Below are 22,256 nucleotides of genomic sequence, written 5' to 3' on the forward strand. Positions count from 1 at the left end.
TTTACGATTGGGCCAAAAATAACATTTATCTTCGTTTATTGAAATTAAGCTAATAGGTTGTTTTGGCCACCATCAAGATGAGTATGATGATCGCTATCTTCATCAAATGATGGGGTAAATGTTATCGAAAATAGATATTGCTGATGTGAATAATTAAATGAATAAATTTTATTTGAACTTGAACCCTTACTTTTGTGTCACAGTGTGGCAACCAAGTAAGATTTTTCTTTGTCGATATCTACGTGATTTGTATTGTGATTAAGTCAAATAAATCTTACGTAGGATCGAATTTATGCGTTAATCGTTTTAATTAGCCCATTTTTATGCAGTTTTTTTCTGCTCCAATTGGGAAAAGTAACGTAGAATATTGTGCCTTTATGATTATTCACGTGTCCACTTTTAACTAAGTAGCGGATCGCGCCTTGTCGCTGCTTATTGTGGTTGGTAGAGTAGACGGATTTTTCCGTCCCGGCTTGCAGGATTATCCTTTCGTATGTTTAAAAAATTTCGTGGCATGTTTTCCAACGATCTGTCTATTGACTTGGGTACCGCCAATACCCTGATTTATGTCAAAGGACAAGGTATTGTTCTCGATGAACCTTCTGTAGTTGCGATCCGCCAAGATCGCGCAGGTACATCAAAAAGTGTTGCAGCCGTCGGGCATGAAGCCAAACAGATGCTAGGGCGTACACCTGGGAATATCGCAGCTATTCGTCCAATGAAAGACGGTGTTATTGCTGATTTTTATGTAACCGAAAAAATGCTTCAACACTTCATAAAACAGGTTCATAACAACAGCTTTATGCGTCCAAGCCCTCGTGTATTAGTGTGTGTACCTGTTGGTGCGACACAAGTTGAGCGTAGGGCTATCCGCGAGTCGGCACTTAGTGCGGGTGCTCGCGAAGTCTTTTTAATTGAAGAACCTATGTCTGCTGCAATTGGTGCAGGTTTACCGGTATCTGAAGCGACGGGTTCAATGGTCGTTGATATTGGTGGTGGGACTACAGAAGTTGCGGTTATCTCATTAAATGGTGTGGTTTATTCCTCTTCTGTACGTATTGGGGGAGACCGTTTTGATGAAGCTATCATTAACTATGTACGTCGTAACTACGGTTCGTTGATCGGTGAAGCAACCGCTGAGCGTATTAAGCATGATATTGGCTCGGCTTATCCTTCAGACGAATTAAATGAGATTGAAGTACGTGGACGTAATTTAGCGGAAGGGGTACCACGTAGCTTTACTTTAAATTCCAATGAGATCCTCGAAGCCTTACAAGAGCCATTAACAGGTATTGTAAGTGCTGTGATGGTTGCCTTAGAACAGTGTCCGCCAGAGCTTGCTTCTGATATTTCAGAACGAGGTATGGTCTTAACGGGTGGTGGGGCACTGTTACGTAACTTAGACCGTTTATTAATGGAAGAAACAGGTATTCCTGTTATTGTGGCTGAAGATCCGCTTACCTGTGTGGCTCGTGGTGGTGGTAAAGCATTAGAAATGATCGATATGCACGGTGGCGATCTATTTAGCGAAGATTAATATTATTGTGCGAGTAAGGGAGAAAGGATTCCCCCTTAATCACAATATAACAATATTAACACCTGTTCTTTTACTTCTCCGTGTGAGTGATCTTAGAGTTTATGAAGCCTATTTTTAGTCGGGGGCCTTCCCTGCAACTAAGATTAATAATCGCTGTGATTATCGCGATATCGTTGTTAATTGCTGATAATCGCATAGGTGCTTTTTCAAAAGTCCGTCAGTATTTGGATACTGCTGTGAGTCCTTTCTATTTTCTTGCAAATGGGCCTCGTCGTTTCCTTGATCAACTCTCTGAAACCTTTGCAACTCGCGAACGTTTACAATTTGAAAATCAAGCGCTAAGAAAAGAGCTTCTTGTTCGCAGTGGTGAAAGTCAGCTACTGGAACAATTTAAACAAGAAAATGCCCGCTTACGAGAATTACTTGGTTCACCTTTACGTCAAAATGAGCAAATGACGGTAACACAAGTGTTGTCTGGTAATAGTACGCCTTATCGAGATCAAGTGGTGATAGACAAAGGCACTAATGATGGGGTGTATGAAGGTCAGCCTGTTATTAGTGATAAAGGCGTTGTTGGACAAGTTATTGCCGTAAGTGAGTTAACCAGCCGAGTACTGTTAATTTGTGATACCTCTCATGCATTACCGGTACAAGTATTACGCAATGATATTCGCGTTATTGCCTCAGGGGCTGGGTGTGCGGATGATCTACTGTTAGAGGCACTACCTGCGAATATCGATATTCGTGTAGGGGATGTGTTAGTCACCTCAGGATTAGGGGGACGCTTTCCTGAAGGTTATCCTGTTGGGGTTGTTTCTTCGGTAAAAGTCGATAATCAACGTGCTTATTCGGTGATTAATGTGCGACCTTCTGCTGAATTACAACGTTTACGTTATCTGTTGCTATTATGGAACGCCTCAGAGAAGAAACAAGCGCCACCGTTACCTTCAGAGGTTTACCGTGCTGCCAATGAACGTTTGATGCAATTAATGCCACAGGTACTGCCTAACTATGAACAAGCGGGGCCACCACTGCCTCGTTCTATGTCACAAGAGCCAACGGAAAATAGCGCCACCCCAAGTGATATAGCACCAGTACCACCAACGGAAAACAATAAACCTCAACCTAATACGAATCGAGGTAGATAGTGACAATCAATCCTTATCGTAGCCGTGGGCGTTGGATTATTTGGCTCTCGTTTCTAATAGCTTTGGTGTTACAAATTATGCCTTGGCCTGAGCAACTAGAAGTTTATCGCCCTATTTGGCCGGTGTTGTTTCTGATTTATTGGATAACGTCATTACCTCATCGTATTAGCGTTGGAACAGCATTTGTTCTTGGGATGAGCATGGATTTAGTGCAAGGGACAACATTAGGCGTAAATGCGTTGGCTTATACCCTAGTAAGTTATGTTATCGCCTTTAAATATCAATTATTTTGTAACTTAGCGTTATGGCAACAGGCATTAGTGGTAATGTTAGCGATTGGTGTGGTTGATCTTACTGTATTTTGGGCAGAATTTTTGCTTTCTCCCGTGACTTTTCACCCACAAGTATTCTGGAATAGTCCAGTCAGTGGTATTCTTTGGCCATGGCTTTATTTTTTGCTTCGCAAAGTCCGTCACCAGTTTTCAGTTCATTAACCTCTCTGGATCATGACGGTATTTTTGTGTCACCGTCATGAGGATATTATTGTGATCACTCTTTACCTTGCATCGAGTTCCCCCAGAAGGCGAGAGCTTCTGTCACTGTTGGATGTTCAATTTAGCACCATTACACCGGCAATTGATGAAATTTGGCAACAAGGTGAAGCACCAGAAGATTATGTTATCCGTTTGGCGAGGGAGAAATCTCAAGAGGGGGTACGTCAAGCGACAAATGACTATCCGGTATTAGGCTCTGATACTATCGTGGTTCAAGCAGGTCGTATTCTGGAAAAACCACGAGATAAAGCGCATGCAGCACAAATGCTAAGTAATCTTTCAGGTGCAACCCACCAAGTGATGACGGCGATTGCTATTTCAGATAAAACCCGAACAATAAGCCAATTAGTTGTCACGGATGTGACTTTTAGAAAGATGACAGAAAGTGAAATTAGTGCGTATATTGAAACGGGAGAGCCAATGGATAAAGCTGGCGCTTACGGTATTCAGGGAAAAGGAGGCCGTTTTGTACAACGGATTGAGGGTAGCTATCATGCTGTTGTCGGCTTACCGCTTGTTGAAACCGAAGCATTGATAGCTCAATTTTTGTCTCTAGCGAATGATAAGGAGATTTCATGACAGCAGAGCTATTAGTGAATGTGACTCCCTCTGAAACCCGAGTGGCCTATATCAGCGGGGGCATACTACAAGAGATCCACGTTGAAAGAGAAGCCAAACGAGGTCTTGTCGGAAACATCTACAAAGGTCGGGTAAGTCGTGTATTACCTGGGATGCAAGCTGCATTTATTGACATTGGGCTTGAGAAAGCCGCTTTTTTACATGCTTCTGATATTATGCCTCACACGGAATGTATCGCGGGTGAAGAGCAGAAAAAATTTAATGTTCGTGATATTGCGCAACTTGTACATCAAGGTCAGGACTTGATTGTACAAGTGGTGAAAGATCCTCTAGGTACAAAAGGGGCACGTCTTACAACAGATATCACATTACCATCACGTTACTTGGTGTTTATGCCGGGGGCTTCTCATGTGGGTGTTTCACAACGTATTGAAAGTGAAGAAGAACGTGAGCGCTTAAAACGCTTGGTAGAAGAGTATTGTGATGAAAATGGCGGGTTTATTATTCGCACTGCCGCTGAAGGTGTCGGCGAACATGAAATAAAACAAGATGCTGCTTTTTTAAAGCGCCTATGGAATAAAATCATTGAGCGTAAAAAAAGAAATAAAACGCGTATTCAAATTTATGGTGAGCTCGCTTTAGCACAACGTATTTTACGTGATTTTGCAGGGGCTGAATTAGATAGCATTCGGGTTGACTCTAAATTAACTTATCATCAATTACAGGAGTTTATTGGTGAATATATTCCTGAATTAACCGCTAAACTTGAATTACACCAAGGTAATCAACCTATTTTCGATCTCTACGGGGTTGAAAGTGAAATTCAGCGCGCGTTAGAGCGAAAGGTCGAGTTAAAATCAGGAGGCTATCTGATTATCGACCAAACCGAAGCAATGACAACGATTGATATCAATACGGGCGCTTTTGTTGGTCATCGTAATTTAGAAGAGACGATTTTTAATACCAATGTTGAGGCGAGTCAGGCGATAGCGCGGCAACTGAGATTACGTAATTTAGGCGGCATTATCATTATTGATTTTATTGATATGAGTAATGAAGATCATCGCCGTAGAGTATTAGCTTCCTTAGAACAAGCATTGAGCAAAGATCGCGTGAAAACGACCATCAATGGTTTTTCACAATTAGGTTTGGTTGAGATGACACGTAAACGAACCCGTGAAAGTCTCGAGCATGTACTTTGTGATGACTGTCCTACTTGCCAAGGCCGTGGTACAGTAAAATCAGTTGAAACGGTATGTTATGAAATATTACGAGAAATTGTTCGTGTTCATAAAACCATAGACGCAGATCGCTTTTTGGTTTATGCCGCCCCCGCTGTTGTGGAAGCACTAAAAGGTGATGAATCACATGCTTTAGCCGAAGTGGAAATTTTTGTTGGGAAGCAAGTCAAAGTGCAAACTGAGCTACTCTATAGTCAGGAGCAGTTTGATGTGGTGATGATGTAATGGATTCGCCTTGCTAATAAATATGATGGCAGAAAGGAGACTAAATGAAGCGGCTGTCTAAATCTTTATTATTGATAACCCTTTTTTGCCTGATTATTTTCGCCGTAGTATTAAGTGGATTTCGTTATTTTCTGCCTCGTTTAGATAATTATCGCCCTGAAATTGAAACCTATTTATCTAAACAGTTCAATAGCCCAGTCACCATGACACAGGTGAAAGGAGAATGGCAAAACTTTGGCCCTGATATCCAAATTACTGGGCTGTATATTGATAATAACAGTGTTGAAGTGAGTGCTGAACAGATCACTTTCTCTTTTGATGTTTGGCGTTCACTGCTTCATTTTCAACTCTATTTTCGTGAATTAACCTTTGAACAGTTAGCTGTAAATTATAAAAAACCTATTTTTACTGGGCAAAATGGTGATATTACCTTCACTGAACCCGATGATATCTCTTCCATTTTCTTAAAACAATTTGACCGATTTAAATTGGTTGATAGCCGTTTCGTGTTTTTATCACCTTCTGGTGACACTAGCACGCTCCATATTCCCGAATTAATGTGGCTAAATCAGAAAAACCGCCATCGCGCGCAAGGGGAAGTTACTTTAGATACCCCAATAAATCACTATGGTGGACTAAAAGTACGTCTTGATCTCTATACGAAAAAGCAGGGGGCACTGGATAAAGGACAGGTGTTTGTCACCGCTGATGAGGTTGATATTTCCCCTTGGTTAAGCCAATGGGTTAAAAGTAACAGTGGTCTTGGTGAAGCGAAAGCCAGCCTATCTAATTGGATAGAGATCAGCAATGGGCGGATCACGGGTAGCCAGTTACAAATCCATCAAGGTGAAATGGATTGGCGTAATGAAGGGCGCACACATGTATTAAAGGTAGAAGATTTAATTCTACGTATGAGACGCCAAGAAAATGGCTGGCTTGCTGATATCCCTTATACCCGAAAAATAACGATGGATGGTGATGAATGGCCAGATGGTTATTTAGCGGTACTTTATCAACCTAAAGAAAAACAACAGGATGAAGCTTGGCGTATCCGTGCTAAAAATATTGAATTAGAACGGTTATCTGCGTTATTGCCTTTGTTCTCTTTTTTAACGCCTGATGTCGTGCGTCAATGGCAGTATCGTCAATTTTCTGGCATGGTCGACTCATTTGCTCTTGATTTAGCCCCCGATGATTTTAAACGTAGTGCCATTGATATCAGTTGGCAAAATGTTGCTTGGAAACGCTGGCAAGAAATCCCTTCTGTGGCACATTTTAATGGTCATTTAAAGGGCACATTACAGCAAGGAGCGCTTAATTTTGCACTTAATAACAGTGAAATTGATACTGCTGGGCTTTTTAAAGCGCCACTTAATATAGAAAAAGGCACTGGTACGGTTTACTGGCAGCATCAGGGAGATTCTCTGTCGTTATGGAGTCAAGGAATTGATATAAAAGCCACCTCCGCTTGGGTTGCCGGTGATTTTCGTTATCAAAAACAAGGAGAGCATCAACAACTGTCTATTCTTTCGGGAGTGAATGTGACCGATGCCGGTGAGACATGGCGCTATTTACCTGAAAAATATGTCGGTAAAGATTTAACACAATATCTCTCTGACGCGATTATTGCCGGAAACGTTAAAAACGGTACGTTTATTTTTCATGGTGATCCGCGGGATTTCCCTTTTGAACAACATAATGGTTGGTTTCAAGTCTATGCCCCAGTAAAACAGGCGACCTTCAAATATGATAGTGAATGGCCGGCACTGTTTGATCTTAATGTTAATCTTAATTTTAAGAATAACGGCTTATGGATGTCCTCTGATAATGTTCAGGTTGGTAAAGCCACCGCTAAAAACTTGACGGCGATTATTGAGGACTATAACAAAGAAAAAATTGTTATTGATGCAGATATTGAAGCCACGGGTGATGATTTAAAAGAGTATTTTCTAGCTTCGCAAATGGCAACGATTGGTCATACACTTGAAATACTAAAAGTGGCTGGAAAAATTAACGGGAGTTTGCATCTCGACATTCCTTTTGATGGCGAGCAGGTGGTCGCTTCTGGTCAGGTAAACTTAAACAATAACGATGTCACATTAGCCTTTATGGATACCACCCTAGAAGGTGTTACGGGACAATTTCGTTACCATAATGATAAATTAGAGAGCGATACTTTAACCGCGAATTGGTTTGGTCAACCTCTGACATTTTCTTTTGCTGGTGGTGATCAACGGGATGCTTATCAAGTTGGTGTTGATCTAAAAGGACAATGGGATATCGGGAAAATTAAGGGATTACCTAATGATATACAACATAAATTAAGCGGTTTTTTACCTTGGCATGGCGCGGTAAGTGTTAATATTCCAGAAACAGCGGATGTCAATTATCAAGTGGATCTGACCGGACAAGTGAATGCGCTACAAAGTCAGTTAGCTGCGCCAAGTACCGATGATTTTAAAAACGCTTCCCCCATTGTGATTTCAGCAAAAGGGAATAGTGAAAAACTTAACGTTAGTGCCGATGCACAAGATCAGTGGTCATTAAATAGTGAATGGGCGTTAGGTGAACCATTACGTCTATTACAAGGTAATTTAGTCTCTTCCTCGCTCACACTACCTCAATTAAATGATCAATCACGATTGACTATTACATTGCAGGGATTGCAAGGCGATAAATGGCTACCTACTTTAATGGCTTTTTCATCATTAGCCCCTTCTGAAAACGCAATACGTTTCCCTACCAATATTCATATTAGTTTGCCTGAACTTAATTTTGCTGGTCAGCAATGGATTGCGCCACAAACAGAAATTATGCGTGCTGATGATGGCGTAAAATTATCCTTCTCAGGGAGTGAGTTACGAGGTGACTTATTTGTACCCAATACGGCACAACCTTGGCAGGTGAATATTACCTATCTCTATTTTAATGGCGCTAGCCCAACAGAAGAAAATAAATCCTTAAAAATGGCAAATGTGCCTGATGCCAAAAAAGCAGTTCAATTTTCACTTAAAGATATTCCTGCTATCAATTTCGCCTGCCAAGAGTGTTGGGTGAATGGATTATTACTAGGGAATATTGAAGGTGCAATACAGCCTCGTGACGGAGCATTATTGTTAACTGCAGGTAAGCTTAAAAATAGCAGTGGCGAGCTATCTGTGAGTGGTGTGTGGTCAGAAGATAGTTTAGGCAACAGTATCACTAAGTTGGCAGGTAAACTAACGGCACCGGAAGTCGATGAAATGGCGGCTTACTTTGGTTATATCATTCCGATTGTTCAGTCACCACTTACGGCAGATTTCTCACTGCAGTGGCACAATACCCCTTGGAATTTTGATCTAAAAACACTCAATGGTGAAGTGAATGCTTCTCTTGGAAAAGGGCGTATTGAAAAGGTGGATGTTGGGCAAGCGGGAAAATTATTACGTCTAGTCAGTTTTGATGCCCTGTTACGTAAGTTGCAATTCGACTTTAGAGATACTTTTAGTGATAATTTTGAGTATGATTCCATTAAAGGTGATTTGACGGTTAAACAAGGTGTTTTAAACGCGAAAAGCGTTGCTGTAGATGGTGTTATTGCCGATATTGCTATAAAAGGTCAAGTGGATCTGTTGGCGCGTAAAATGGACTTACAAGTAGTGGTAACTCCTGAAATATCAGCTACAGTAGGCGTTGCTACCGCATTTGCTATTAACCCCATCGCTGGTGCTGCTGTATTTGCAGCTTCAAAAGTACTGGGGCCACTTTGGAGTAAGATTTCAGTTATACGTTATCATGTTACCGGAACGGTAGAACAACCCAAGATTGACGAAGTACTGCGTCAACTTAAGGAGGATCAGGCGTTATGAAAAAAGTTAATGTCGCACTTTTGCAGCTTTGTAGCGGAAAAAATATAAAAAATAATCTGGCGCAAATAGAGCAACAGATTAAGCAACTCCCCGATTCAGTCAAGCTTGTATTAACGCCTGAAAATGCATTACTTTTCTCCAGCGCAAAAGATTATCATAAACATGCTGAAATTCAGGGGAAAGGGCCATTACAAGATGCGATTGCTAATATGGCGCAGCGCTATAAGGTGTGGATCTTAGTGGGTTCAATGCCATTGATTAGCCGAGATTCTCCTGAGCAGATCACCAGTAGTAGTTTAGTTTTTGATGATGAAGGGGTGATCCGCGCTCGTTATGACAAAATTCATATGTTTGATGTGAACATTGATGATGAACAAGGCGAATATAATGAATCAGCCATTTATCAACGTGGTGAACGCTTGACTGTAGTGGATACACCTGTGGGTAAATTAGGTTTAACGATTTGTTATGATTTACGTTTTCCCGGTCTTTTCCAAGCATTAAGAGAAAAAGGTGCTGAAATTATTTCTGTACCGGCAGCCTTTACTCGTTTAACGGGTAAAGCGCACTGGGAGCCATTGTTACGCGCGCGGGCTATTGAAAATCAGTGTATTATTTTGGCACCGGCTCAAGTCGGTACCCATGATGCTCGTCGCACATGGGGTCATACAATGGCAGTGGATGGTTGGGGGAAAGTATTGAAAAAGAACCCTGATGCGGTCAGTGCCCTAACGCTCAATATTCGAGTCGATAGTTTAGAAGGTATGCGTGAACAGATACGGGTTGTGAAACATAATCGCTTTCGCCCGAAACTGACACACTTAATAAAAAAAGTTAAGGATAAAAAAGAATTATGAGTTTAGCTGTTGTCAGCGAAAGTCTGTTGGAAGCGAACAACCTGAGTTTAGATGATTTAGCATCGACACTAGAGCAGCTTGCACAGCGTCAAATTGATTATGGTGATCTTTATTTTCAATCAAGCTACCACGAAGCATGGATATTAGATGATCAGATAATTAAAGATGGCTCTTACAATATTGACCAAGGGGTTGGCGTTAGAGCGATTTATGGTGAAAAAACAGGTTTTGCTTATGCAGACCAATTAACACTCAACGCACTTAACCAAAGTGCTCATGCTGCGCGTAGTATTGTGCAAGCACAAGGCAATGGGCAGATCCATACACTGGGTGCTATTCAACATACTCCGTTATACAACCTAAATGATCCATTACAAAGTTTGTCTCGTGAAGAAAAAATAGCACTATTACATGACGTTGATCGTGTGGCACGGGCTGAAGATAAACGTGTTAAACAAGTCAATGCCTCATTAACGGGAGTGTATGAGCATGTGTTAGTTGCTGCAACGGATGGTACTTTAGCGGCGGATGTGCGTCCTCTTGTACGTCTTTCAGTAAGCGTACTGGTCGAAGATGACGGTAAACGTGAACGTGGTTCAAGTGGTGGCGGTGGTCGTTTTGGTTATGATTATTTTCTGACTAAAGAAAATGGCGAAACCCATGCAGCGACTTATGCCCGTGAAGCGGTACGCATGGCATTAGTTAATTTATCGGCTATTGCTGCACCGGCAGGTACAATGCCTGTGGTTTTAGGCGCCGGATGGCCCGGTGTTTTATTACATGAAGCTGTTGGACATGGTTTAGAAGGTGATTTTAATCGTCGTCAAACATCGGTATTCTCTGGGCGTATTGGCGATAAGGTGACTTCTGAGTTATGTACTATCGTGGATGATGGTTCAATTGAAGGCCGACGAGGCTCCGTGGCGATTGATGATGAAGGCGTACCAGGCCAATACAACGTATTAATCGAAAATGGCATCTTAAAAGGCTATATGCAAGATAAGATGAATGCGCGTTTAATGGGGGTAAAACCGACGGGCAATGGGCGTCGTGAATCCTATGCACATTTGCCAATGCCACGTATGACCAACACCTATATGCTTGCGGGTAAATCTTCTCCTGAAGAGATCATCGTCAGTGTCGATCGCGGTATTTATGCGCCAAACTTTGGTGGTGGGCAAGTTGATATTACCTCCGGTAAGTTTGTTTTCTCAACTTCAGAAGCCTATTTAATTGAAAAGGGTAAAATTACTAAACCAATTAAAGGCGCAACCTTGATAGGTTCAGGTATTGAAGCGATGCAACAAGTTTCTATGGTGGGTAATGATCTCGCATTAGATAAAGGTGTCGGGGTGTGTGGCAAAGAGGGGCAAAGCTTACCAGTAGGGGTTGGGCAACCGACACTGAAATTGGATAAGTTAACCGTTGGTGGTACTGCTTAACAGTTGTTATTGTTATCTATTTATACAAATTACCCCAATAAAACTCCATCGCTATGATGGAGTTTCTATTTAAGTGAGTAAATGGAGCTATTTATGGGCAAACGTCTATTCCCTGTTCTTATTGTTGTGGCTGTTTTATTTTTTGTTCTGTATAAAGGATTAGTACCTGAAACGCAGATACCAGCAACAGCGCCTCCTACATCAACAACATCTACATCGTCAAAGAGTTCAATCAGTCAGCCTGAGTCTCAACGTCCTTTAGCAATTGATGAAAAGACACAAGCCAATAAAGTGGCTGATTATTTGCAACAACACGCTCGCTTACCTGATTTTTATATCAGCAAAAAAGAGGCTCGAGCTAAAGGTTGGAATGCGAAAGCGGGCAATTTATGTGACGTTTTACCAGGACGGGCGATTGGTGGTGATCGCTTTATGAACCGTGAAAAACAGTTACCTGAAGAAGCAGGGCGTCAATGGTTTGAAGCAGATGTCAATTATCAATGTGGACATCGTGGTAGCGATCGCCTGCTATATTCTAATGATGGATTAATTTATTTAACCACCGATCATTACCGTACCATGCAAAGAGTTGCACCTTAATGAAACAGATTATTTTTGATTTCAGCACATTGGCGGATCGAGATGCTTTTTATCATCAGTTTGCTCAGCAATTTCAATTGGATGAAGCATTTGGTAATAATCTTGATGCGTTATGGGATGTATTAACAGGAGAAATTGAATTGCCTGTTAATATTGTTTTCAGACATGCACCGCATCATTCCCGCACCTTCCAGCCCATTATTGAGATAATGCAAGAAGCGCAAGAGACGCTGGGTAAAGACCTATTTCGCTTTCATTGTGAACATAAAAAAGCTAAGTAGAGTTAGCTGAAAGCCCATAAGTATTACAAGGTATCCTGAAAACCGCAGTGATATCATGATTTAGCACTGCGTTTTCAGGAGCATCAGTCGTTAAGCTGACTCTGAGAGATCTTTTAGATATTGAAACAATAAGCGGAATGATTTTGGCGGTTTATTGGCTTCTTTCTCTTTTTTAGCATTACGAATAAGTGTGCGTAATTGCTGGCGATCGGCCATAGGATAAAGCGCTACCACTTCCTCAATCACTTCATTACCACCGTCAATCAGACGTGTACGCAGATCTTCTAGTTTATGTAACACTAAAATTTGCTGATTATGGCGATTTTTTAGTTTATCTAGTGCTTGGCGGATCGGCTCTTCATCAACATTACGGAGTAACTTACCGATATATTGAATTTGGCGACGACGCGCTTCGCGTTGTACCTTTTGCGCCAATTTAATTGAAGCGAGTAGTTTTTCATCAAGAGGAACACGTTCAAGCTCTTGAGCACTTAACTCAACAAGTTCGGTGCCTAATTTCTTTAACGCTTCAGCATCACGTTTAATTTCACTTTTGCTGACCCAAATGATCTCTTCCTCTTCTTCCTCTTCTAACGGTGTATTGTCAAATTCAGGATTGAGGTAGTGCCACTCTTCTGGCTGCTTTGCCATAATAAAAATTCCTGTTGCAGAGTAAGCCGGGAGTGTGATTTGGTGAATGACCAAAAGCCCGACGGGTGATAACATTCATATATCTTCTATTGTAACTGGGAAAATCGCTTGTTGACCACCTGTCAATTGATTTACTTTAGCAAAAATAAGTAAAAAGTGATGTTCTCCTTAGGAAAATGGTTCTCAATGAATAATACAGATCAGGTAAAACAGCTGGAAGAGGCAGTTTCTCTTGCACTGGAGATCGCCGCAAAACAGTGTGACGGTGCAGAAGTTGCAATTAATAAATCAACAGGCATAAGCGTTAGTACACGCTATGGTGAAGTAGAAAATGTTGAATTTAATAGTGATGGTGCATTAGGGATCACCGTCTATCAGCAACAACGTAAAGGGAGTGCATCTTCTACAGATTTAAGTCCTGATGCGATTAAACGTGCAGTACAAGCGGCAGTAGATATTGCGCGCTACACTTCTGTTGATCCTTATGCAGGGCCTGCTGATAAAGCCCTGTTAGCCTTCGATGCCCCTTTTCTTGATCTCTACCACCCAACAGACATAACAGCAGATAAAGCGATTGAGCTGGCGTCTCGAGCGGAGCAAGCTGCATTAGACAGTGATAGCCGTATCGTCAATACCGAAGGAGGAAGCTTTAATAGTCATAGTGGAACTCGTGTCTTTGGTAACAGCCTTGGTTTATTAAAAAGCTACTCTTCATCTCGTTATTCAATGTCGAGTTGCGTTATCGCTCGTGAGGGTGAGGATATGGAGCGCGATTATGCCTATACCATTAGTCGCCGTTTTGAGGCGTTACAATCTCCTGAATGGGTAGGACAAGAGTGTGCACGCCGTACCTTATCTCGTCTAGCTCCCCGTAAATTATCCACCATGAAAGCGCCTGTTCTTTTCTCAGCGGAAGTAGCAACGGGGATCTTCGGTCATTTAGTGGCAGCCATCAGTGGTAGCATGATCTACCGTGAGTCATCTTGTTTGTTAGATAGCTTAGGAAAACAGATTTTCCCTCAATGGTTAAATATTCAAGAGCGTCCACATATTGTGGGGGGATTAGCATCAACGCCTTTTGATAGTGAAGGGGTACGCACATCAGATGCAGATATTATTAAAGATGGGGTACTGCAAGAGTGGCTCCTTACTAGCTATTCCGCAAGAAAATTAGGGTTAAAAAGCAATGGACATGCGGGGGGCATTCATAACTGGCGTATCCCAGGGCAAGGTCTCTCCTTTGATGAGTTGTTAAAAGAAATGGGCACAGGGCTTGTGGTCACTGAATTAATGGGACAAGGGGTTAGCACTGTGACGGGGGATTATTCCCGTGGTGCGAGCGGTTTCTGGGTCGAAAATGGTGAAATTCAGTATCCAGTGAGTGAAGTGACTATTGCCGGTAACTTGAAAGAGATGTGGGCGAATATTGCCACAATAGGTGATGATATTGAAACCCGCAGTAATATTCAGTGTGGATCGCTACTATTACCAGAAATGAGTATCGCAGGTCAGTAGCACCTTACCTTTAATCTCAGCCCATAAGTGGGCTGAGATATCGCGCTTACTTGTATTTTATTGCGTTAATAAGATAAAAAATAACACGCGAACCTTCAGCATTGCTTAACGGTGTAATTCACCAGCAGCTTCAGGTTGGTAGAGAATTTCTAATACTTTGACCTTAGTTTCAAGGCCATTAGGAAGCTGCCAACTGATCTCATCATTGATAGCTAAACCTAATAGTGCAGCCCCCATTGGCGCCATGACTGATAATTCAGTCGCACTATCTTTTAATGAAGCAGGGTAAACTAAAGTACGAATACGCTCTTCATTATTTTTTAAGTCCATAAAGCGGACTTTGCTGTTCATGGTGACGATGTTAGCAGGGATATCAGCTGGTGTAACAATGTCAGCACGATCTAACTCTTCATTTAAAGCTTCTGCAATTGGGCTGTCTGCAAAGGCAGGTTGCTCTAGTAATGAATCTAAACGTTCTGCATCAAGTTCATTGATGATAATTGTTGGCTTTGTCATACCACACTCCAATTTGTTCCAATGCAAAACAACACCCCCACGGATTAGGTGGGGGTGTTGTTAAACTCTATGTAAGATAATAGGCGGTTCTGTAGCAAAAAGAAAGAGGCAGTGATCACAGTCTCTTTCTGGGATTTTTGTTAAGAAATGCTAATCTATTGTTTTTAATTAGAATTAATCTTCATCAAACCCTGATTCAAATAATGCAATAATCGCATCAATCGCTTCTTTTTCATCACAGCCACTGGCTTCTATATCGATGTGACTGCCTTGTTCGGAATCTAACATCAACATCGCAATCACACTATCTGCTTGCGCCTCAACGCCCTCATGGTTACGTAACGTCACCGTTGATTGAAATGTATTGACCAAATCAAACAATTTCATGGCAGGCCTTGCATGCATGCCTAAACGGTTTTTTATCGCTACGCGTCGATATTGGGTCATTTGCGCTTTTCAAGTGTTCTATGGCGTGATTGTACGTTTTTCCCTCTAGAGCGGAAATAGTCAGCCAGTTGTTCAGCCACGTAAACAGAACGATGTTTGCCGCCAGTACAACCAATAGCAACAGTTAGGTAACTACGATTATTCGTCTCTAACATCGGTAGCCAAAGTTCTAGATAACTTCTTGTTTGATAAATAAAGTTATGCACTTCGGTATGGCGATCGAGGAAGGCTGCGACTGGACGATCTAACCCCGTCATTGGGCGTAATTTGGGATCCCAGTGGGGATTAGGTAAAAATCGTACATCAAAGACATAATCAGCATCGATAGGAATACCATGTTTAAAACCGAAAGACTCAAATACCATGGTCAATTCGCGTTCACGTTTACCGAGTAAGCGAGTACGTAGCATTTCGGCTAATTCATGCACTGACATCTCTGAGGTATCAATAATCAGATCAGCCCGTGATCGTAAAGGTTCGAGTAGATCACTCTCTGTATCAATCGCCATTTCTAGCGAGAGGTTTTTCGTTGAAAGAGGGTGTAGGCGTCGAGTATCACTATAACGGCGGATCAGCGTATTTCTATCAGCATCTAAAAATAACAGTTGTGGAGAATATTCCGCGGGTAAACTTTCCAGCGCCTTTTCGAAAATCTCCGGTGATTCTGGCATATTACGTACGTCAATACTGACTGCGGCAGCGGCAGCATCACGCTCAGCCAGTGTTTTCGCAAGCTCCGGTAACAGATCGACAGGTAAGTTATCAACGCAATAAAATCCCATGTCCTCAAGCGCACGCAAAGCGACTGACTTACCTGAACCAGAGCGTCCGCTGACTATCATCAGCACCATGAGGTAGCTCCCCTTAATTTCCCAGTGATGAATATCATTCCACTGTATGCTATTCGCGTCCTGATAAACCCAAACCCATTAGGTTTATTCTGTGATAATCTGATAAAGCTCTTCATCACTTTGTGCGGAGCGTAGTCGGCGACATAAATTTTTGTCAGCCAACTGTTTTGCAATCAAAGACAGTGTGTGTAAATGTTCCTTACATTGTGTTGCAGGAACGAGTAATGCAAACAACAAATCGACAGGTTGATTATCAATAGCGTCGAAGGCAATAGGCTCGCTTAGGTGAAGAAACACACCAACAACTTTTTCAGTTTCATCACTTTCAATACGCCCATGAGGGATAGCCAATCCACCCCCAATCCCTGTTGTACCGACTTTTTCACGCGTTAATAAAGCCTCAAAAATCAGTGTCTCTGGTAAATTCAGTGCTTGAGCTGCATTCTCACTGATAATTTCTAACGCGCGTTTTTTACTTGTGCAATGCACATTGTTATGTGTACATGCCAGAGTAAGTACGTCGCTAATATTCATCTTTGTATCGTTGTTCATTGTCTTATTCACTTAGACCAGCAAACCAGATGCCACAGAGTGACATCTGGTTTTTGTTAGCGGATTATTTAGGCGCTGTTTTTAATTGAACAAACGCGACATCAATAACACCCTAACATCGCCGATTGTATTCCCATTTTACAATGGGAAATGAATTAATGTTGTCTCAGTTTATCTTTGTGTTTGGTTAATTGACGAGCCAGTTTATCCATTAATCCATCAATTGCTGCGTACATATCTTCTGCTTCCGCAGAGGCATGTAATTCACCGCCATTTACTTGAATCGTCGCTTCCGCAATTTTAGTCACTTTTTCGACTTTGAGGATAACTTGGACGTTATTAATTTTGTCAAAGAACTGAGGTAATTTAGCGCTTTTTGCTTTGACGGTATCACGCAGAGCATCAGTTAATTCAATATTATGACCAGTGATTTGAAGTTCCATAGTGTCTTCCTTCTCAATTATGCTCAAACCAACTCTTTACGTTGATTTGAAGGCGGGATGGATAATGACTCTCTATATTTCGCAACAGTTCGTCGAGCAACCTGTATACCAAGCTCGGCGAGCATATTTGCCAGTTTACTATCACTTAGTGGTTTCGCTGGGTTTTCTGCTGCGATTAGTTTCTTCACTAAAGCCCGAATTGCTGTTGAAGAGGCTTCACCTCCGTTATCAGTATTTACGTGGCTTGAGAAAAAATACTTCAATTCGAAAATTCCCCGAGGACAATGCAAATATTTTTGCGTTGTAACGCGAGAAATGGTGGACTCGTGCATCTCAACCTGTTCTGCAATATCGGCCAAAACAAGGGGTTTCATATGCTCTTCACCGAATTCGAAAAACGCCTGCTGTGTGTCAACAATGCAATGAGCGACTTTTAATAATGTCTCATTACGGCTTTCTAAGCTTTTTATCAGCCATTTAGCCTCTTGTAAATTGTCACGAATAAATTTCCCATCGCTTTCGTTTTGAGCTGATTGCCCAAGCGCTGCATAAGTCTCATTTATGCGTAGGCGGGGAATGCTATCCGTATTTAACTCAACTTGCCAGTGTTCTCCTGATTTTTTTACCAGTACATCAGGAATAACATACTGTGATTCCTCTGTATCAATACTTAAACCCGGTTTTGGATCAAGAGATTGAATGGTCTCAATTACTACTTTTAATGTCTCTTCACGTAGCTTAGTGTGACGCATTAATTGGCGAAAATCACGATTACCTAATAACGCTAAATAGTGCTCAATAACAAGTTGAGTCTCTTTCAAATAAGGTGTATTAGTTGGAAATGTCGACAATTGAATTAACAGACACTCTTTTAAGTCTCTGGCTGCGACACCTACGGGATCAAAGCGTTGAATACGCTTTAATACCGCTTCAATCTCATCAAGCTCTAACTCATCATCACCCATTCCGGCAAGAATGTCATCTGTTGAAACTGTTAAATATCCTGTTTCATCGACAGCATCAATAATGCTTGTCGCGATAGCACGATCAGTATCAGTAAAAGGTGTTAGGTCAGCTTGCCAAGTAAGGTAATCTTGCAGTGAAGCCGTGGTTTCACCTTGATAGAGTGGTAATTCATCAGCCGCATAATCATTACTGGTGCCTGAAGGGGTGCCTGCGGTGTAAATTTCTTCCCATTGGGTATCGAGAGGAAGATCGTCAGGCATCTCCTTTTGCTCTAGTGCATCTAGGGTATCTAACACCTCATTATCACGCTCATTGTCTGGTGTACTATCATCACTCTCTTGTGTTAATGAGCTATCAGAATGCGTTACATCCGCTTGATCGTCTTCTTGTTCAAGCAATGGGTTAGATTCAAGGGCTTGTTGAATTTCTTGTTGTAATTCAAGCGTAGAAAGTTGCAACAAACGAATAGCCTGTTGGAGCTGTGGCGTCATGGCCAATTGCTGACTAAGACGAAGTTGCAGACTTTGTTTCATAGTGATGCGATGGATCCTCTTATGTTGTCATCCGTGACGAAATAAAAGTGTCACTCAGATCACAGGCGGAAGCCTTCACCTAAGTAAACACGTTTAACTTGCTCATTTGCCAAAATTTCTTCTGGTGAACCATGGGCAATAAGGTGTCCTTGACTGACGATATAAGCACGTTCACACACATCTAAGGTTTCGCGTACATTATGGTCGGTAATTAATACGCCCAAGCCATAATCGCGTAGATGTTGGATAATTTTCTTAATATCTAAAACGGAAATAGGGTCAACACCGGCAAAAGGCTCATCCAATAAAATAAATTTAGGATTTGCCGCTAGCGCCCGTGCTATCTCTACACGACGGCGTTCACCCCCTGATAAAGATTGCCCTAAACTATTACGTAAGTGACTGACATTAAACTCTTCAAGTAGCTCTTCTGCACGATCTTTTCGTTGTTCGGCCGTTAAATCATGGCGTATTTCTAAAATTCCCATGATATTGTCATAAACGCTTAAGCGTCTAAAAATAGAGGCTTCTTGTGGCAAATAACCAATACCCTTACGCGCACGCTCATGTAACGGGAGTAAGGTAATATCTTCATCGTCGATAGTAATGCTACCCGCATCACGGGCGACAATACCTACCACCATATAAAAGGTGGTGGTTTTCCCCGCACCGTTAGGGCCAAGTAAGCCAACAATCTCACCGGAGTTAACATTGAGGCTCACATCACCGACAACGGTGCGCCCTTTGTATGCTTTTGCTAAATTTTCAGCTTTTAACAGCGCCATAAAGTGTTACTTACCTTTGTTGTTAACACCGGGACCTTTCTCTTGTAACTGAGAAGGGAGTAAAACGGTGGTGACTTGTTTTCCCTTACCGCTAAATGCTTCCATTTGTTGTGTCGGTACGAGATAAGTGATTTTATCACCGGTGATATTACTGTCTAATTGTTCAAGATAAGCCTTACCTGTTAAGGTCACCAGCTCTTTGTCCATCTCATAGGTCATTTTATCACCACGACCTTTGATTGGTTTACCATCATCTTGTAACTGATAGAATGTCACAGGGTTACCAAAAGCTTCAATCACGATTTTTTTAGAATCGCCACCAGGGCGTGTAACCACTACTTTATCAGCTCTTATATCAATAGAGCCTTGTTTTACCACAACATTTTGTGTGAAAGTGGTAATGTTTTTTTCTAAATTAAGTGACTGTTTCTCGGAATTAACAACAATAGGTTGTTGTGTATCATCTTTAAGTGCCATAACTGGGACACTTATTGAGAATAACGTACTGATAATTAGTGTATTACGGATTTTTCGATTCATTAGGGATCTCATAATAGGTGTTCACCTGTTCAATCAGCTCTGCACGTTTTTCACGCAGATTGCCTCGCATTTTTAAGCCGACTGATTTCAGTCCGACGCCGATAATAGTCACTTCATCATCAGAGGAAACATCTTGTGTATCCAGATCTGCGATAGCATTTTCTGTGCTGATCCGCTGAAGTTGGGAGTCATCAGTTAAACTATCAATTTGAACGTCGCCATAAAGATAGAGCATTTTACTGTTTGTCAGTTTGGCTTTATTTGCACGCACTGTCCATGTTGCATCTCCTGTCGGCGAATAAGTCGTTAAGACAGGATTAGTAAACCATGTAAACTTTTGCTGAGCATAGTTTTTGACATCATCAGCAACTAGTTTATATCCCAGTATACCTGTTGGTTCATAAACAAAGGATATTGATGATTTAGATTGGTAGGTGGGTTGACCATCTTCAACAATCTTTCCATCATCAAGCTCAGTATTGTTAGTATAGTTCCAGCCAATCAGCCCAAGAGCAATAATGGCTAAAATCAGGGTAAACCAGGATTTTAATTTATTCATTCTGTGTCGTTATACGTTTAAATCGATAAACCTTTAGCTTCTTCAAGTCGACCTTGGGCTAATAGGATCAAATCACATAATTCTCGTACTGCACCGCGTCCACCTAAAATATGGGTAACATAGTCGGCACGAGGTGTGAGTAATGGATGGGCATCAGCAACGGCAACTGACAGTCCTACTTTTTCCATTACCGGTAAATCAATCAGATCATCGCCAATATAGGCTGTCTGTTCTGGTTTAAGGTTTAGTGTATCTAACAGTTGTTGATACGCCAAAAGCTTATTATGCTGTCCTTGGTAAAGATATGTAATGCCAAGTGTTTTGGCTCTATCTTCTAAAAGCTTAGATTGACGACCCGTAATGATAGCGACCTCAATACCCGATGTAAGTAAACAACGAATGCCATAGCCATCACGGACATTAAACGCTTTCAACTCTTCACCGTTATTGCCCATATAAATAAGTCCGTCAGACATCACACCATCAACATCGCAAATCAGCAATTGGACTTTTTCTGCTTTTTGCATTATTTGCTTACTTACTGCACCGTAGCAGGTCTCTATCATTGTATTCATCTTTATCCTTATGAACGCATAACAAGCTTAAACAACCCCAGCTTGCAATAAATCGTGCATATGTAAAACACCTAATAAAATATCACTATCTGGTTCAGTGACTAACAGTGAAGTGATATGTTTTGCTTGCATTAAATTAAGCGCTTCTACTGCTAAGCTATCTGGGGAAATGCGAATTCCGCCTTTCGTCATTACATCTGATATTTTGGCATTATTAAGATCAATACCTAAATCAAAGATACGACGCAAATCACCATCAGTAAAAATACCGTTAATCAACATATTATCATCACAGATAACGGTCATACCTAATTTTTTACGGGTGATCTCTACCAGTGCTTCGCGTAATGTCGCTTCTTTGCTGACGCGTGGAATATCATCATCTTTATTCATTAAATCACTGACATGAAGCAATAATTTACGCCCCAATGCACCACCGGGATGCGATAGTGCAAAGTCTTCCGCCGTAAAACCTCGAGCGCGCAATAAAGCGATAGCTAAGGCATCTCCCATCACCAGTGTTGCCGTCGTGCTGGTGGTAGGGGCTAAACCTAACGGACAAGCTTCTTTAGGGACTTTTATACAAAGATGAATATCAGCAGCTTTCCCCATTGTACTTTGAGGTGAGCGTGTCATACAAATTAAAAGGATCTGTTTACGCTTGAGGACAGGGATAAGGGCGAGAATTTCACTGGCTTCACCTGAATTTGAAATTGCCAGCACAATGTCTTTTTCTGTCACCATACCTAAATCGCCATGACTGGCTTCACCGGGGTGAACAAAAAAAGAAGGGGTGCCGGTACTGGCAAAGGTGGCGGCAATTTTATGCCCAATATGACCTGATTTTCCCATGCCCATAACAATCACTCTTCCCTGACAGTGAAAGATTTTTTCACAGGCAAGAGAAAAATCGTCATTGATATATTGTGCTAACTCAGCTAATCCTTCTTGTTCAATTTGAAGAACCTTTTTACCTGCTTGCTGAAAATCAAATCCGGTCATTTTTTTGTA

At 41.6% G+C, this 22,256-nt stretch carries 23 protein-coding genes; 11 read left to right on the forward strand and 12 right to left on the reverse strand.

Translation table 11 applies throughout. The features are described from left to right. Window positions 1-493: 493 nt before the first annotated feature. The 10 genes from mreB (at window position 494) to AACU95_RS11000 (ending at window position 12,312) form a co-directional block, all read left to right on the forward strand. Window positions 494-1,537 (forward strand): rod shape-determining protein MreB, encoded by a 1,044-nt coding sequence (gene mreB, locus AACU95_RS10955; protein ID WP_004245330.1) that lies wholly within the window; start codon window positions 494-496, stop codon window positions 1,535-1,537. A 101-nt stretch (window positions 1,538-1,638) separates the two neighbouring features. Further along, window positions 1,639-2,685, forward strand: a complete 1,047-nt coding sequence (gene mreC, locus AACU95_RS10960) for a rod shape-determining protein MreC (RefSeq protein WP_004245329.1) — start codon at window positions 1,639-1,641, stop codon at window positions 2,683-2,685. A gap of 5 nt (window positions 2,686-2,690) precedes the next feature. Beyond that, window positions 2,691-3,179 carry a rod shape-determining protein MreD gene (mreD, locus tag AACU95_RS10965; protein WP_026164602.1) on the forward strand — a complete coding sequence of 163 codons (489 nt, stop codon included), beginning with the start codon at window positions 2,691-2,693 and terminating at the stop codon, window positions 3,177-3,179. 51 nt (window positions 3,180-3,230) lie between these two features. Further along, window positions 3,231-3,818 (forward strand): Maf family protein, encoded by a 588-nt coding sequence (locus tag AACU95_RS10970; RefSeq protein ID WP_004248907.1) that lies wholly within the window; start codon window positions 3,231-3,233, stop codon window positions 3,816-3,818. Continuing rightward, window positions 3,815-5,284: a ribonuclease G gene (gene rng, locus AACU95_RS10975; protein ID WP_004245326.1), complete on the forward strand. Its 1,470-nt coding sequence runs from the start codon at window positions 3,815-3,817 to the stop codon at window positions 5,282-5,284. The genes AACU95_RS10970 and rng overlap by 4 nt, the downstream gene beginning before the upstream one ends. A 44-nt stretch (window positions 5,285-5,328) precedes the next feature. Next, window positions 5,329-9,132 carry an AsmA2 domain-containing protein YhdP gene (gene yhdP / locus AACU95_RS10980; protein ID WP_141191980.1) on the forward strand — a complete coding sequence of 1,268 codons (3,804 nt, stop codon included), beginning with the start codon at window positions 5,329-5,331 and terminating at the stop codon, window positions 9,130-9,132. Continuing rightward, the gene (nit1, locus tag AACU95_RS10985) at window positions 9,129-9,989 is read left to right on the forward strand and encodes a deaminated glutathione amidase (RefSeq protein ID WP_004245324.1); all 861 of its coding nucleotides are present in this window, start codon (window positions 9,129-9,131) and stop codon (window positions 9,987-9,989) included. The genes yhdP and nit1 overlap by 4 nt, the downstream gene beginning before the upstream one ends. Next, complete coding sequence (gene tldD / locus AACU95_RS10990; protein ID WP_161737061.1) at window positions 9,986-11,431, forward strand: metalloprotease TldD; 1,446 nt, start codon at window positions 9,986-9,988, stop codon at window positions 11,429-11,431. The genes nit1 and tldD overlap by 4 nt, the downstream gene beginning before the upstream one ends. 93 nt (window positions 11,432-11,524) lie before the next feature. After that, on the forward strand, window positions 11,525-12,031 hold the full coding sequence (locus tag AACU95_RS10995; RefSeq protein WP_012368831.1) for a ribonuclease: 507 nt from the start codon (window positions 11,525-11,527) through the stop codon (window positions 12,029-12,031). Then, window positions 12,031-12,312 (forward strand): barstar family protein, encoded by a 282-nt coding sequence (locus AACU95_RS11000; protein ID WP_012368832.1) that lies wholly within the window; start codon window positions 12,031-12,033, stop codon window positions 12,310-12,312. The genes AACU95_RS10995 and AACU95_RS11000 overlap by 1 nt, the downstream gene beginning before the upstream one ends. 90 nt (window positions 12,313-12,402) lie before the next feature. Here AACU95_RS11000 and yjgA read toward each other — a convergent pair whose 3' ends face one another. Next, entirely contained in the window at window positions 12,403-12,963 is a 561-nt protein-coding gene (gene yjgA, locus AACU95_RS11005) for a ribosome biogenesis factor YjgA (protein WP_004248913.1), read from the reverse strand. Window positions 12,964-13,149: 186 nt separating this feature from the next. Between yjgA and pmbA the strand changes: the two genes are divergently transcribed. Next, window positions 13,150-14,478: a metalloprotease PmbA gene (gene pmbA / locus AACU95_RS11010; protein ID WP_004248914.1), complete on the forward strand. Its 1,329-nt coding sequence runs from the start codon at window positions 13,150-13,152 to the stop codon at window positions 14,476-14,478. Between the two features lie 105 nt (window positions 14,479-14,583). Here the strand turns inward: pmbA and rnk are convergent, their stop codons facing one another. From rnk to kdsD, 11 genes are all read right to left on the reverse strand, one after another. Continuing rightward, on the reverse strand, window positions 14,584-14,994 hold the full coding sequence (gene rnk / locus AACU95_RS11015; RefSeq protein ID WP_004245312.1) for a nucleoside diphosphate kinase regulator: 411 nt from the start codon (window positions 14,992-14,994) through the stop codon (window positions 14,584-14,586). Between the two features lie 174 nt (window positions 14,995-15,168). Further along, window positions 15,169-15,441: a PTS phosphocarrier protein NPr gene (npr, locus tag AACU95_RS11020; protein ID WP_004245309.1), complete on the reverse strand. Its 273-nt coding sequence runs from the start codon at window positions 15,439-15,441 to the stop codon at window positions 15,169-15,171. Further along, window positions 15,438-16,292 (reverse strand): RNase adapter RapZ, encoded by an 855-nt coding sequence (gene rapZ / locus AACU95_RS11025; protein WP_004245308.1) that lies wholly within the window; start codon window positions 16,290-16,292, stop codon window positions 15,438-15,440. The genes npr and rapZ overlap by 4 nt, the downstream gene beginning before the upstream one ends. An 84-nt stretch (window positions 16,293-16,376) precedes the next feature. Then, on the reverse strand, window positions 16,377-16,844 hold the full coding sequence (gene ptsN / locus AACU95_RS11030) for a PTS IIA-like nitrogen regulatory protein PtsN (protein WP_004245307.1): 468 nt from the start codon (window positions 16,842-16,844) through the stop codon (window positions 16,377-16,379). A 155-nt stretch (window positions 16,845-16,999) separates the two neighbouring features. Then, window positions 17,000-17,287 (reverse strand): ribosome hibernation promoting factor, encoded by a 288-nt coding sequence (gene hpf / locus AACU95_RS11035; protein WP_004248916.1) that lies wholly within the window; start codon window positions 17,285-17,287, stop codon window positions 17,000-17,002. 23 nt (window positions 17,288-17,310) lie between these two features. Further along, window positions 17,311-18,786, reverse strand: a complete 1,476-nt coding sequence (gene rpoN / locus AACU95_RS11040; RefSeq protein WP_004245305.1) for an RNA polymerase factor sigma-54 — start codon at window positions 18,784-18,786, stop codon at window positions 17,311-17,313. 59 nt (window positions 18,787-18,845) lie between these two features. Then, the gene (lptB, locus tag AACU95_RS11045; RefSeq protein WP_004245304.1) at window positions 18,846-19,571 is read right to left on the reverse strand and encodes an LPS export ABC transporter ATP-binding protein; all 726 of its coding nucleotides are present in this window, start codon (window positions 19,569-19,571) and stop codon (window positions 18,846-18,848) included. A 6-nt stretch (window positions 19,572-19,577) separates the two neighbouring features. Beyond that, the gene (lptA, locus tag AACU95_RS11050) at window positions 19,578-20,111 is read right to left on the reverse strand and encodes a lipopolysaccharide ABC transporter substrate-binding protein LptA (RefSeq protein ID WP_004245303.1); all 534 of its coding nucleotides are present in this window, start codon (window positions 20,109-20,111) and stop codon (window positions 19,578-19,580) included. Further along, on the reverse strand, window positions 20,092-20,670 hold the full coding sequence (gene lptC / locus AACU95_RS11055; RefSeq protein ID WP_004245302.1) for an LPS export ABC transporter periplasmic protein LptC: 579 nt from the start codon (window positions 20,668-20,670) through the stop codon (window positions 20,092-20,094). Before lptC ends, lptA begins: the two co-directional genes overlap by 20 nt. A gap of 17 nt (window positions 20,671-20,687) precedes the next feature. Further along, window positions 20,688-21,245, reverse strand: a complete 558-nt coding sequence (gene kdsC / locus AACU95_RS11060) for a 3-deoxy-manno-octulosonate-8-phosphatase KdsC (RefSeq protein WP_004245301.1) — start codon at window positions 21,243-21,245, stop codon at window positions 20,688-20,690. Between the two features lie 27 nt (window positions 21,246-21,272). Beyond that, complete coding sequence (gene kdsD / locus AACU95_RS11065) at window positions 21,273-22,247, reverse strand: arabinose-5-phosphate isomerase KdsD (RefSeq protein WP_017628220.1); 975 nt, start codon at window positions 22,245-22,247, stop codon at window positions 21,273-21,275. Window positions 22,248-22,256: the final 9 nt, after the last annotated feature.

Source organism: Proteus sp. G4415 (assembly GCF_963896075.1).
Classification (GTDB): Bacteria; Pseudomonadota; Gammaproteobacteria; order Enterobacterales; family Enterobacteriaceae; genus Proteus; species Proteus mirabilis.